General features: G+C 70.7%; 13 protein-coding genes. All 13 read left to right on the forward strand.

Annotation, left to right across the window (positions count from 1 at the left end; genetic code table 11):
- The first annotated feature begins 108 nt into the window (after window positions 1–108).
- The 13 genes from ACF08W_RS00860 to ACF08W_RS00920 all read left to right on the forward strand — a co-directional run bounded on the left by ACF08W_RS00860 (window position 109) and on the right by ACF08W_RS00920 (window position 12,211).
- Window positions 109–1,104 (forward strand): ATP-binding cassette domain-containing protein, encoded by a 996-nt coding sequence (locus ACF08W_RS00860; protein WP_352274748.1) that lies wholly within the window; start codon window positions 109–111, stop codon window positions 1,102–1,104.
- The gene (locus ACF08W_RS00865; protein ID WP_392277946.1) at window positions 1,101–1,964 is read left to right on the forward strand and encodes an MlaE family ABC transporter permease; all 864 of its coding nucleotides are present in this window, start codon (window positions 1,101–1,103) and stop codon (window positions 1,962–1,964) included. The genes ACF08W_RS00860 and ACF08W_RS00865 overlap by 4 nt, the downstream gene beginning before the upstream one ends.
- A gap of 3 nt (window positions 1,965–1,967) precedes the next feature.
- Complete coding sequence (locus ACF08W_RS00870; RefSeq protein WP_392277947.1) at window positions 1,968–2,771, forward strand: MlaE family ABC transporter permease; 804 nt, start codon at window positions 1,968–1,970, stop codon at window positions 2,769–2,771.
- A complete protein-coding gene (locus tag ACF08W_RS00875) occupies window positions 2,771–4,084 on the forward strand; it encodes an MCE family protein (RefSeq protein WP_392277948.1) in 1,314 nt (437 codons plus the stop codon). Before ACF08W_RS00870 ends, ACF08W_RS00875 begins: the two co-directional genes overlap by 1 nt.
- Window positions 4,081–5,112, forward strand: coding sequence for an MCE family protein (locus ACF08W_RS00880; protein WP_385208953.1), 1,032 nt, complete (start codon window positions 4,081–4,083; stop codon window positions 5,110–5,112). The genes ACF08W_RS00875 and ACF08W_RS00880 overlap by 4 nt, the downstream gene beginning before the upstream one ends.
- Window positions 5,109–6,128: an MCE family protein gene (locus ACF08W_RS00885; RefSeq protein WP_385208956.1), complete on the forward strand. Its 1,020-nt coding sequence runs from the start codon at window positions 5,109–5,111 to the stop codon at window positions 6,126–6,128. The genes ACF08W_RS00880 and ACF08W_RS00885 overlap by 4 nt, the downstream gene beginning before the upstream one ends.
- A gap of 1 nt (window position 6,129) precedes the next feature.
- Window positions 6,130–7,239: an MCE family protein gene (locus ACF08W_RS00890; protein ID WP_392277949.1), complete on the forward strand. Its 1,110-nt coding sequence runs from the start codon at window positions 6,130–6,132 to the stop codon at window positions 7,237–7,239.
- Window positions 7,236–8,378 carry an MCE family protein gene (locus tag ACF08W_RS00895; RefSeq protein ID WP_385208962.1) on the forward strand — a complete coding sequence of 381 codons (1,143 nt, stop codon included), beginning with the start codon at window positions 7,236–7,238 and terminating at the stop codon, window positions 8,376–8,378. Before ACF08W_RS00890 ends, ACF08W_RS00895 begins: the two co-directional genes overlap by 4 nt.
- Complete coding sequence (locus ACF08W_RS00900; protein ID WP_392277950.1) at window positions 8,375–9,637, forward strand: MCE family protein; 1,263 nt, start codon at window positions 8,375–8,377, stop codon at window positions 9,635–9,637. The genes ACF08W_RS00895 and ACF08W_RS00900 overlap by 4 nt, the downstream gene beginning before the upstream one ends.
- Window positions 9,634–10,155: a hypothetical protein gene (locus tag ACF08W_RS00905; RefSeq protein WP_392277951.1), complete on the forward strand. Its 522-nt coding sequence runs from the start codon at window positions 9,634–9,636 to the stop codon at window positions 10,153–10,155. Before ACF08W_RS00900 ends, ACF08W_RS00905 begins: the two co-directional genes overlap by 4 nt.
- 23 nt (window positions 10,156–10,178) lie before the next feature.
- Window positions 10,179–10,829 carry a hypothetical protein gene (locus ACF08W_RS00910; RefSeq protein WP_392277952.1) on the forward strand — a complete coding sequence of 217 codons (651 nt, stop codon included), beginning with the start codon at window positions 10,179–10,181 and terminating at the stop codon, window positions 10,827–10,829.
- An 88-nt stretch (window positions 10,830–10,917) separates the two neighbouring features.
- A complete protein-coding gene (locus ACF08W_RS00915) occupies window positions 10,918–11,415 on the forward strand; it encodes a hypothetical protein (protein ID WP_366298244.1) in 498 nt (165 codons plus the stop codon).
- Window positions 11,416–11,455: 40 nt separating this feature from the next.
- On the forward strand, window positions 11,456–12,211 hold the full coding sequence (locus ACF08W_RS00920) for a hypothetical protein (RefSeq protein WP_392277953.1): 756 nt from the start codon (window positions 11,456–11,458) through the stop codon (window positions 12,209–12,211).
- The last annotated feature ends 16 nt before the right edge of the window (window positions 12,212–12,227 follow it).

Here is a 12,227-nt window from a genome sequence, read left to right on the forward strand (position 1 = left end):
ACATAGCGTGTGCGCCTCCTGGTGCATGTGTGACGAGCCGCCATTGGATTTCTCAGAGCCGGAGCGCTGACAGATGACTTCGTTCACCACAACTTCGAAGGAGGGCCGATGGGAATCGAAGTAGTCGTCGAGGGCCTCACGAAGTCCTTCGGCAAGCAGAACATCTGGCAGGACGTCACCCTCACGCTGCCCGCCGGAGAGGTGAGCGTGATGCTCGGCCCGTCCGGCACGGGAAAGACCGTTTTCCTGAAATCCATCATCGGCCTGCTCAAGCCCGAACAGGGCCGTGTTCTCATCAACGGCGTCGACATGGTGAACAGTCCGGAGCGCGACATCATGGAGACCCGGAAACTCTTCGGTCTCATGTTCCAGGACGGCGCCCTCTTCGGGTCGATGACGCTCTTCGACAACATCGCGTTCCCGCTGCGCGAGCACACCCGCAAGAAGGAGTCGGAGATCCGCCGCGTCGTCATGGAGCGGATCGAGATCGTCGGCCTCCTCGGGGCCGAGGACAAACTCCCCGGCGAGATCTCCGGCGGTATGCGCAAGCGGGCCGGCCTGGCCCGCGCCCTGGTGCTGGACCCGCAGATCATCCTCTGCGACGAACCCGACTCCGGCCTCGACCCGGTCCGCACCGCCTACATCTCCCAGCTGCTCATCGACCTCAACGCGCAGATCGACGCGACGATGCTCATCGTCACCCACAACCTCGACATCGCGGCCACCGTCCCCGACAACATGGGGATGCTCTTCCGCCGCAACCTGGTCACCTTCGGCCCCCGCGAGGTCCTGCTCACCAGCGAGCTGCCGGTCGTCTCCCAGTTCCTCGCGGGCCGCCGCGAGGGCCCCATCGGGATGGCCGAGGAGAAGGACGCGGCCACCCTCGCCGCCGAGGAGATCAACGGCTACGGGGTCGGCATCAGCTCCGCCAACGCGCCGCGCACCGTCGTCCCGCAGCTGGAGCCCTCGCCCGGCATGCCCGTACGGCAGGCCGCGCTGCGCCGCCGGGAGCGGGTCATGTCGATGATGGGGCAGCTCCCCGAGGCCGCCCGCACCGCCATCCTGAAGAGCTACACCCCGGCCGGCGGCGGTGAGCGCCCGTGACGGCCCCCATGCCGGTGCTGCCCCCCGAACCGCCGGACTCCGGCCCGCCACCGGGGCCCGAGGCCCCGAAGAGCGCCGGGCAGAAGCCGCCCAGCAGGCTGCTCGCCCCGCTCCGCGAGACCGGGAAGCTGTTCTCCCTGGCCGCCACCGTGAGCCGCGAGGTCTTCCGACGCCCCTTCCAGGTGAGGGAGTTCATCGAGCAGTTCTGGTTCGTCGCCAGCGTCACCATCCTGCCCGCCGCACTCGTCTCGATCCCGTTCGGTGCCGTCATCGCCCTCCAGGTCGGCTCGCTCACCCAGCAGCTCGGCGCCCAGTCGTTCACCGGCGGCGCCAGCGTCCTGGCCGTCATCCAGCAGGCCAGCCCGATCATCGTGGCGCTGCTGATCTCCGGCGCCGCGGGCTCCGCCATCTGCGCCGACCTCGGCTCGCGCAAGATCCGCGAGGAGCTCGACGCGATGGAGGTCATGGGCGTATCGCCGATCCAGCGGCTCGTCGTCCCCCGGGTCCTGGCCACCATGCTCGTCGCCGTCCTGCTCAACGGCCTGGTCTCGGTGGTCGGCACACTCGGCGGCTACTTCTTCAACGTGATCCTCCAGCACGGCACCCCCGGCGCGTACCTGGCCAGCTTCTCCGCCCTCGCCCAACTGCCCGACCTCTACATCAGCGAGCTCAAGGCGCTGATCTTCGGATTCATCGCGGGCATCGTCGCCGCCTACCGCGGACTCAACCCGCGCGGCGGCCCCAAGGGCGTCGGCGACGCGGTCAACCAGTCCGTCGTCATCACCTTCATGCTGCTGTTCTTCGTGAACACGGTCCTCACGGCGATCTACCTCCAGATCGTCCCCGCGAAGGGGAGCTGACCGATGTCGATGCTCAGCTGGCTCGACCGATCCGGCGAACAACTCACGTTCTACGTCCGCGCGCTGATCTGGATCCCCCGGACCCTGCGCCGCTATCTGCGCGAGGTCCAGCGGCTGCTGGCCGAGGTGGCCTTCGGCAGCGGCGGGCTCGGTGTCATCGGCGGCACCATCGGTGTGATGGTCGCGATGACCCTCTTCACCGGCACCGTCGTCGGACTCCAGGGGTACGCGGCCCTCGACCAGATCGGCACCTCCGCCTTCACCGGCTTCATCTCCGCCTACTTCAACACCCGCGAGATCGCCCCGCTCGTCGCCGGGCTCGCGCTCTCCGCGACCGTGGGCGCCGGGTTCACCGCCCAGCTCGGCGCGATGCGGATCAACGAGGAGGTCGACGCCCTGGAGGCGATGGGGATCCGGTCCATGCCGTACCTCGTCTCCACCCGGATCATCGCCGGGGTCGTCGCGATCGTCCCGCTCTACGCGGTCGGGCTGCTCTCCTCGTACCTCGCCTCCCGCCTGGTCACCGTCCTGTTCAACGGGCAGTCGGCGGGCACCTACGACCACTACTTCAAACTCTTCCTCTCCCCGGACGACGTGCTGCTGTCGGTGCTCAAGGTGCTGATCTTCAGCGTGATGGTGATCCTCGCCCACTGCTACTACGGCTTCCACGCCACCGGCGGACCCGCCGGGGTGGGTGTCGCGGTGGGGCGGTCGGTCCGCAACGCCATCGTGCTGATCAGCGTCACCGACTTCTTCCTCTCGCTCGCGATCTGGGGCGCGACCACGACGGTGAAGGTGGCCGGCTGATGATCTCCCCCAGCACGCAGACCGTGCGCCGCAGACTGGCCGGAGTCGCCTTCCTCCTCGTGCCCGCCGTACTCGTCTGGGTCTCGGTCTCGGTGTACCGGAAGGACTTCACCGACGACGCGACCGTGACCGTACGCACCTCCAGCGTCGGCAACGAGATGCACGACAACGCCGACGTGAAGCTGCGCGGCGTCGTCGTCGGGCAGGTCCGCCACATCGCCGCCGACGGGGACGGGGCCCGGCTCACCCTCGCCATCGACCCCGGCAAGCTCGGCCGGATCCCGTCCGACGTGACCGCCCAGATGCTGCCCACCACGCTCTTCGGGGAACGGTTCGTCGCCCTCGTCCCGTCGGCCACGCCGTCCACCGAGCCGCTGCGGGCCGGGGCGGTCATCCCGCAGGACCGGTCCAGCAACGCGATCGAGCTGGAGGAAGTGCTCGACAACGTGCTGCCGCTGCTGACCGCCGTCAAACCGGAGAAGCTCGCCGCCACCCTCGGCGCCGTCTCCCAGGCGCTCCAGGGACGCGGCGAGAAGCTCGGCGAGACCCTCGCCACCCTCGACGCCCACCTGGCCAGGTTCAACCCCCAACTGCCCACGCTCAACGACGACATCAAGGAACTCGTCAAGGTGTCCAAGGTGTACGGGGACGCCGCCCCCGACGTCCTCGACGCGCTCACCGACTTCACCACCACCAGCGGCACCCTCGCCGAACAGGAGGCGCAGCTCGCCGGTCTCTACGGCTCCACCACCGCCTCCGCCCGCGACCTGACCTCCTTCCTCCAGGAGAACAAGGGCAACCTCATCCGGCTCTCCGCCACCGGCAGGCCGACGCTGGAGACGCTCGCCCGGTACTCGTCCTCGTTCCCCTGCACCCTGCGGACCCTGGCCGGATTCGTCCCGGCCATGGACAAGGCGCTCGGCAAGGGCACCGACCGGCCCGGGCTCCACGTCACCGTCAAACCGGTCGCGTCGAAGGGCAAGTACCTGCCCGGCCGGGACACCCCGGTCTACAACGCCACCGGCGGACCGCACTGCTACTCCGTGCCCTACATGGGCAAGGCCGCGCCGACCGCCGACGCCCGCACCGCGAGCCCGGTCACCGCGCCCGGCACCGAGGACGCCGACCGCCCGGCCGGCACCGCTCCCTCGGCCGCGAAGTCCGGACTCGGCATGCCCAACTCCCCGCAGGAGAGCCGGCTCGTCAACGAGTTGGTCGCTCCCTCACTGAAAGTCCAGCCGCAGACCCTGCCCGACTGGAGCAGCGTGCTCATCGGTCCGGCCTTCCGCGGTGCGGAGGTGAAGCTCAAGTGAAGCGCCGCTCTCTCGCCGGCCCCCTCACCAAGTCGATCGTCTTCGTCCTGGTGACCGTGGTGGCCACCAGCGTGCTGGCCCTGTCCATCGCCAACACCAGCGTCGGCGACACCACCACCTACCGGGCCCGGTTCACCGACGTCACCGGACTGGTCGTCGGCGACAGCATCCGGATCGCCGGCGTCAAGGTGGGACAGGTCGAGTCCATCGAGGTCGCCGACAAGCGACTGGCCGAGGTCGCCTTCGCCGTACGCAAGGGGCGCAAGCTCCCCGCCTCGGTGACCGCCTCGATCAAGTACCTCAACATGGTCGGCCAGCGGTACATCGACCTCGACCAGGGGGCCGGACCGGTCGGCCGGAGCTTCGCCGCCGGGGCGACCATCCCGGTCTCCCGCACCACCCCCGCGCTCGACCTGACCCAGCTCTTCAACGGCTTCCAGCCCCTGTTCGAAGGTCTCTCCCCGCCCGACGTGAACCAGCTGGCGGGCTCCATCGTCCAGGTGCTCCAGGGCGAGGGCGGAACCGTCGACAGCATCCTCCAGCACGTCGGTTCGCTGACCGGAACGGTCGCCGCGAAGGACAAGGTGATCGGCGAGGTGATCAAGAACCTCAACACGGTCCTGAAGACCGTCAACGACCGTGAGGCGGGCTTCGACGACCTCGTCGACACGCTCCAGCAGCTCGTCACCGGCTTCGCCGGCGACCGCAAGCCGCTCGGTCGGGCCGTCACCGCGATGGGCGCGCTCACCACCGTCACCGCGGACCTGCTCGAGGACGGGCGCGCCCCCCTCAAGCAGGACATCAGACAGCTCGGACGGCTCTCCGGCCAGCTGGAGAAGGGCACGCCGCAGATCGAGAACTTCCTGGCGAAGACCCCGGCGAAGATGAACGCGATCACCCGGCTCACCTCCTACGGCTCCTGGCTCAACCTCTACCTCTGCGAGGCCCGGGTGAGCGGAGTGACCACCGAGGACGGCAGCACCCCGCCCACCGGCATCGAGGTCAGGAAGCCGAGGTGCCAGGGATGAGGATCAAACCCGTACGGGAACGCAACCCCGTGGCCGTCGCCGTCGTGGGACTGCTCGTCCTCGCCCTCGTCGGCCTGGGCGCCTACCGCGTCGACGCGCTGCCGTTCATCGGCGGCGGCACCACCTACAGCGCCGACTTCACCGAATCGGCCGGACTCTCCGAGGGCGACGAGGTACGGGTCGCCGGGGTGAAGGTCGGCGAGGTCACCGGTGTCGCGCTGGACGGCCCCAAGGTGAAGGTCAGCTTCAAGGTCAAGGACGTCTGGATCGGCAACTCCTCCACCGTCGGCATCGCCATCAAGACCCTGCTCGGCGAGAAGTACCTCGCCGTCGACCCGCTGGGCGACGCCGCGCAGGACCCGGACGAACGCATCCGGGCCAGCCGCACCACCTCCCCGTACGACGTCACCCAGGCGTTCAACGGGCTCGGCGAGACCATCGGCGAGATCGACACCGCGCAGCTCGCCAAGAGCTTCGAGACGATCTCCGCCACCTTCAAGGACTCCCCGCCGGACGTGAAGAGCGCCGCCGAAGGGCTCTCCGCCCTCTCGAAGACGGTCTCCGAGCGCGACGCCCAGCTCGCCACCCTCCTCAAGGGCAGCAAGCAGCTCACCAAGACGCTCGCCCGCAAGAAGAGCAGCTTCGAGACCCTCCTGGAGGACGGCAACCTGCTCCTCGGCGAGATCCAGGCCCGCCGCGACGCCATCCACCAGCTGCTCACCGGCACCCGGAACCTCGGCACCCAGCTCACCGGACTGGTCCGGGACAACGACAAGCAGCTGAAGCCGACCCTGGACTCGCTCGGCCGGGTCACCGCCGTACTGGTCAAGAACCGCAAGAGCCTCGACAAGGTGCTCTCGCTGGCCGGCTCGTACAGCCGGCTCGTCGGCAACACCCTCGGCAGCGGCCGCTGGTTCGACAACTACGTCTGCGGAGTCGTCCCGAAGGAGTACGTGCCCGCGGGCACACCCGCCGGGGCCGAGTGCAAGCCACCCAAGCAGCAAGGCGGCCGCTGACATGAGAATGAAGCGCATCGTCGGCATCGGCGCCGGACTCGCCGTGGTGGCCGTGGCCGCCACCACCGGGGTCCTGGCCATGGACGACGAGGGAACGACCATCACCGCCTACTTCGACCAGGCCACCGGTGTGTACGCCGGGTCCGACCTGCGCGTCCTCGGCGTGCGGGTCGGCACGGTCGAGTCGGTCACCCCCCGCGGCAAGGAGGTCAGGGTCACCCTCCGCCTCGACAAGGGCGTCAAGGTCCCCAAGGACGCGCACGCCGTCGTCGTCGCGCCCAGCCTGGTCGCCGACCGCTACGTCCAGCTCGCCCCCGCCTACGACGGCGGTCCGGAGCTGGCGGACGACGCCGTACTGCCCGCCGCCGGCAACGCCACCCCCGTCGAGGTGGACCAGCTGTACGACTCCATCACCGAGCTCTCCAAGTCCCTCGGCCCGGACGGTGCCAACGCCGACGGGGCGCTCACCGACCTGCTCGACACCGGGGCCAAGAACCTCGACGGCAACGGCGCGGCCATCGGCGACTCCATCGAACAGTTCGGCAAGGCCACCAAGACCCTCGACAAGAGCAGCGGCAACCTCTTCGACACGCTGTCCTACCTCCAGTCCTTCACCACCATGCTGAAGGAGAACGACGGCAACGTCCGCGACGCCGAACAGCAGCTCAACTCCGTCACCGGCTTCCTCGCCGACGACAAGGAGAACCTCGGCGCCGCACTGAAGGAACTGGGCACCGCGCTCGCCCAGGTCAAGGGATTCATCCAGAAGAACCGCGGCGCGCTCAAGAAGAACGTCGAGGCCCTCGTGCCGATCACCCAGAGCCTGGTCGACCAGCGGGCCTCGCTCGCCGAGGCGATGGACACCCTGCCGCTCGCCGCGGGCAACGTCCTCAACGCCTACGACCCGGCCAACCGCACCCTCAACGGCCGCACCAACCTCAACGAGCTGTCCATGGGTGGACCGCTCACCGAGAGCCCCGGGCTCGCCGGTCTCGCACCGGTGGACACCGTACGCCAGAAGGCGCTGCCCGGCCTGCCGCTGCCCGCCGTCGGCACCGTCTACGGCACCCCGGCGAAGACCGCCACGCAGAAGAAGGGGGCGAACCGATGAGCCCAGCGCTGCGCAGACCCGGAGCCCGTACCACCGGGGTCGCCGCCCTGCTGGCGGTGGGCGTCGGCCTCGCCCTCGTCGTCGCCAACTCCGGCCTGCCCACGTTCACCGGCATCGACCAGCTCCCGCTGCCCGGCGGCGCCGACCTCGGCGACCACCCGTACGAGATCACCGCCGAGTTCGCGGACGTGCTCAGCCTCGCCCCGCAGGCCTCGGTGAAGGTCAACGACGTCGCCGTCGGCCGGGTCACCAGGATCTCGCTCTCCTCGGACAGCTGGAACGCCAAGGTCACCATGCGGGTCAACGGCAAGGTGGAACTGCCCGCGAACGCCTACGCCCACCTGGAGCAGTCCAGCCTCCTCGGCGAGAAGTACGTCCAGCTCTCCGCCCCCGCCAACGGCGCCGCGCCGGGCCACCTCGCCGACGGGGACCGCATCCCGCTGGCCCGCACCAACCGCAACCCCGAGGTCGAAGAGGTCTTCGGCGCCCTGTCGATGCTCCTCAACGGCGGCGGCGTCAACCAGCTCAAGACCATCACCACCGAACTCAACAAGGCGCTCTCGGGCCGCGAACCCGAGGTCCGGTCCATGCTCCGCCGGGTCGACACCCTCGTGACCAACCTGGACGACCACAAGAAGGACATCACCGACGCCCTCGACGGGGTGAACCGGCTCTCCGCCACCCTCGCCACCCGCAAGCAGGACGTCGGCACGGTCCTCACCGGACTCAGCCCCGGCCTCAAGGTGCTGGAGAAGCAGCGCGGTTCGCTCCTCACCATGCTCCGGTCGCTCGACACCCTCTCCGACGTCGCCGTCGACACGATCGACAAGAGCAAGGCCGACATGATCGCCGACCTCAAGGCCCTCGCGCCCAGCCTCAAGGCGCTCGCCGACTCCGGCCGCGACCTGCCCGACTCCCTCCAGGTGCTGCTCACCTACCCGTTCACGGACGAGGTGCTGCGCGGAGTGAAGGGCGACTACCTCAACGTCTACCTGGATGTGACGGCCATGCCCGGCACACAGATCGTCCCGTCGCTGATCCCGGCAGAGGCACCGAAGAGCGGGGCCGCCACCACGCGCTCCCTGCCCCTGCCGCTCCCCGCGATCCCGACCGCGGGCACCGACGGGAGCAGCCGATGATCACTCTCGCCATCCGGCTCAAGAACATCTCGTTCCTGATCATCGCCGTGCTCGTGCTCGGCTTCCTCGGGGTGCGGTACGCCGACCTCGGCCACTACGTCGGCCTGCGCAGCTACTACACCGTCAAGGTCCAACTCCCGCGCACCGGGGGGCTGTACACCCACTCCAACGTGACCTACCGGGGCGTCTCGGTGGGCCGGGTCGGCCCCATCGAGCTGACCGACGACGGCGTCGAGGCCGAACTGCGCATCGAGAAGGACGCGCCGAGGATCCCGGACGGGCTGAAGGCCGTGGTCGCCAGCCTCTCCGCCGTCGGCGAGCAGTACGTCGACCTGCGGCCCACCCGCGGCGGCGGCCCCTACCTGGCGGACGGCTCGGTCATCGACCAGGCCGACACCACCGTGCCCGCCCCCGTCACCAACGTCCTCACCAGCGTCAACGACCTGGCGGGCTCGGTGAACCTGGAGTCCCTGCGCACGGTCGTCGACGAGTTCGGCACCGCGTTCGAGGGGCGCGGCGACGACCTCCAGGTCCTGCTCGACACCAGCAGCGACTTCGTCCAGGCGGCGGACAAGGCACTGCCCACCACCACCAGGCTGATGGCCGACGGCCGGACCGTGCTGCGCACGCAGGCCGAACAGGGCGAGGCGCTCAAGGGCTTCGCCTCCGGCGCCGAGGAACTCGCCGCCCAGCTCAAGAGCTCCGACACCGATCTGCGCAGGCTGATCGCGGCCGCCCCCGACGCCACCGGGCAGATCAGCGGACTGCTGCGGGACGTCGACCCGGCCTTCGGTGTCGTCGTCGCCAACCTCCTCACCACCTCCGAGGTGGCCGTCACCCGCCAGCGCGGTCTGGAGGAGCTCCTGGTCAAGCTGCCCGCGGTCGCCGCGGCCGGGTCCAGCGCGATCGACGAGAACGGCGCCCGGTTCGGGATGTCCGTCACCTTCTTCGAACCCCTGCCGTGCACCGCCGGATACGGCGGCACGACCTACCGGGCCGGCCTGGACACCACCGCCGGACCGCCCGTCAACACCAAGGCCCGCTGCGCCTCCTCGCCCGGCACCGGCATCAACGTGCGCGGCAGCGCCAACGCCCCGAAGGGCGGCGCCGTCCCCGAGCCCGCCAAGCCCGGATCGATGCTGCTCGGCGACCGGGAAGCGGGCCGGCTCCCCGGCGCGCTCGGCGTCACCGGCCGGGCCCCGCGCGGCGGCGACGCCATGGCGGGACTCCTGGGCCTCGGTCAGGAGGGCGGCCGATGACTTCCCGCGGGAAGAGCCTGACCGGCTGGGTGGTGCTGCTGGTCGCCGCGGCGGTCTGCGCGCTCGGCGGCTGGTCGTACCTCGGGGCGCGCGGTGACGAGAACCTGGCCTACGCGAAGAGCCGGGACGCCGCGCTGGCCGACGGCAAGCACCGCCTCGCCCTGCTCAACAGCCTCGACGCCAAGGACGCCCGGAGCGTGGACGCCGGCCTCGGCGCCTGGCTCGACTCCGCGACCGGTCCGCTCCACGACCGGCTCGGACGCACCCGGGGCGAGGACGCGAAGGAGCTGACCAAGGCCGGTGCCACCGCCCGCGGGAAGGTCACCGACGCCGCGCTCACCGCGCTCGACGAGCGGGCCGGAACCGCCGAGATGATCGCGACCGTCGACGTCGAGGTCACCCCGCGCACCGGGCAGCCGGGCACCGAGCGCAAGCGCTTCGAGGCCACGCTGGCCCGGACCCCGGACGGCTGGAAGATCAAGGCCCTCACGGCGATCCCGGTCGGGGGCGGCGCATGAACGAACGGGGAGGGACGGCGGTCGTGAGCACCGACACCGACGCGGAGGCCCGGGAGACCGGGACGGACGAGAGCGCGGAGACGACCGGAGCGGACCGGAGCGCCGAGGGGACCGGGGCGGACCCCGGCACCGAGGGGACCGGGGCCGCGCCGGAGCCGGCACGGGCGGCCGCCGCCCGGCGGTGGCCGCGCGTCGTCGCGGCGGTCCTCTCCGCCGTACTGCTGGTGGCCGGCGGGGTGCTGTTCGCCCAGGGCCGTGCCCTGCGCGACACCCCCGCCACCGCGAACCACGCGCTGACCGACAGCGAGGCGACCACCCGGGTGGCGGGCGATGTCAGCAACGCGCTCGGCAAGGTCTTCTCGTACAGCCCGCAGGCCACCGGCGTCACCAAGGAGTCGGCGAAGCAACTGCTGGCGGGCAAGGCGCTCCAGCAGTACGCGGCCCTGTTCGGCCAGGTCGAGAAGCAGGCCGCCGACCAGAAGCTGACCCTCACCACCCACGTCGTACGCGCCGGGGTCACCCGGCTGACGGACGACAGCGCCCACCTGCTGGTCTTCCTCGACCAGGTCTACGAGCGCGCGGGAAAGCCCGCCACCACGGCGGCGGCCCAGCTCTCCGTCACCGCGCAACTGCGCGACGGGCGCTGGACCGTGGTCGAGATCACCGCCAGATAGCAGCGTCCGCGCGACTCGGTACGCAACGGCCGGCAGAGCAGAAGAGAGACAGCACATGGCACGGGTACGGAAGACGAGGAACCCGCTGATGGTGGCGGCGGTCGTCCTGACGGTCGCGGCGACCGGCGCGGCGGCCTGGGGCGGGGTGTCCTGGTACGGCGCCGCGCACGACGACTCGGCCGCCTACGCACAGGCCCGCGACGCGGCGCTGGCGGCGGGGGAGCAGGCCGTGCAGAACATGAACACCCTCGACCACCGGAAGCTGGAGAAGGGCCTCGACAGCTGGGAGGACTCCACCACCGGCGACCTGCACCAGCAACTCGTCGACGGGCGGTCCGCGTTCATCAAGCAGATCCAGGAGGCGAAGACGGTCAGCACGGCCCAGATCCTCTCCGGGGCGGTGACCGAACTCGACGACCGGGCGGGCAAGGCCGGGGTGATGGTGGCCCTGCGGGTCACCGTGACGGCGCCGAAGGGCAAGCCCGCGGTGAAGGAGAGCCGGATGCTCGGCAAGCTCACCCGGACCTCCGAGGGGTGGAAGCTCAGCGCCCTCGGCCAGGCGCCCGTCGGCAACACCGCCGGCTGACGCCACCGAACCCCACCCCGCCACCGAGAGGATCCCGGACATGTCGACGACCCGTCACCTCGTCAACCGCCAGCGCCGGCTGGCCACCGTCGCGGCGGAGCGCACCGCCGCCCCGGAACGCGCGCCCGCCGCCCCCCAGGAGCCGGACGCCGAGGCTGCGGTGAAGGACGCCCCCGCCGGCGAATCCGCCGACTCCGACGGCTCCGACGCGCCCGAGAACTCCGAGGACAAGGACGCCGCGGCCGCCGACGGACGGTCGACGAAGGCACCGCGGACCACCGGCCTGCGGGAGCGGCTGCCCGTCGTCCTCTGCGCCCTGACCGTGCTGCTCGGAGCCCTCGCCGCCTGGGCGTTCGGCTCGGCCGCCGACCTGCGCGACGACCCGTCCCGGCAGAACACCGCCCTCACCGACATCGCCCGCACCAGCGAGGTGAAGGGCCAGATCGCCGACGCCGTCGGCGCGGTGTTCTCGTACAACTACGCCGCGCCGGAGCGGTCCGAGGAGGCCGCCGCCGGACATCTGGTCGGCAAGGCGGTGCAGCAGCACAAGGACATGCTGGCCCAGGTCCGGGCGCAGGGGCAGAAGCAGAAGCTGGTGCTGACCACGACCGTCACCGACAGCGGGGTGGAGCTGCTCGACGGCGACCGGGCCCGGCTGCTGATCTTCGCCGACCAGAGCAACACCCGTACCGGCGCGTCCGACGAGACCACCTACGCCGCCGCCATGTTCGCCGTGGACGCGGTCCGCCGGGGCGGCACCTGGCGGATCTCCTCCATCGACACGTTCACCCGCTGACCCGGCGACCCGGGGG

It is taken from the genome of Streptomyces sp. NPDC015144 (genome assembly GCF_043079735.1).
Lineage (GTDB): Bacteria > Actinomycetota > Actinomycetes > Streptomycetales > Streptomycetaceae > Streptomyces.

What these genes read in the sequence shown, in the direction of transcription:
- ACF08W_RS00860 (WP_352274748.1), top strand. Translation starts at nt 109, where the DNA reads ATGGGAATCGAAGTAGTCGTCGAGGGCCTCACGAAGTCCTTCGGCAAG.
- ACF08W_RS00875 (WP_392277948.1), top strand. Translation starts at nt 2,771, where the DNA reads ATGATCTCCCCCAGCACGCAGACCGTGCGCCGCAGACTGGCCGGAGTC.
- ACF08W_RS00885 (WP_385208956.1), top strand. Translation starts at nt 5,109, where the DNA reads ATGAGGATCAAACCCGTACGGGAACGCAACCCCGTGGCCGTCGCCGTC.
- ACF08W_RS00890 (WP_392277949.1), top strand. Translation starts at nt 6,130, where the DNA reads ATGAGAATGAAGCGCATCGTCGGCATCGGCGCCGGACTCGCCGTGGTG.
- ACF08W_RS00900 (WP_392277950.1), top strand. Translation starts at nt 8,375, where the DNA reads ATGATCACTCTCGCCATCCGGCTCAAGAACATCTCGTTCCTGATCATC.
- ACF08W_RS00905 (WP_392277951.1), top strand. Translation starts at nt 9,634, where the DNA reads ATGACTTCCCGCGGGAAGAGCCTGACCGGCTGGGTGGTGCTGCTGGTC.
- ACF08W_RS00920 (WP_392277953.1), top strand. Translation starts at nt 11,456, where the DNA reads ATGTCGACGACCCGTCACCTCGTCAACCGCCAGCGCCGGCTGGCCACC.
- ACF08W_RS00895 (WP_385208962.1), top strand. Translation starts at nt 7,236, where the DNA reads ATGAGCCCAGCGCTGCGCAGACCCGGAGCCCGTACCACCGGGGTCGCC.
- ACF08W_RS00915 (WP_366298244.1), top strand. Translation starts at nt 10,918, where the DNA reads ATGGTGGCGGCGGTCGTCCTGACGGTCGCGGCGACCGGCGCGGCGGCC.
- ACF08W_RS00870 (WP_392277947.1), top strand. Translation starts at nt 1,968, where the DNA reads ATGTCGATGCTCAGCTGGCTCGACCGATCCGGCGAACAACTCACGTTC.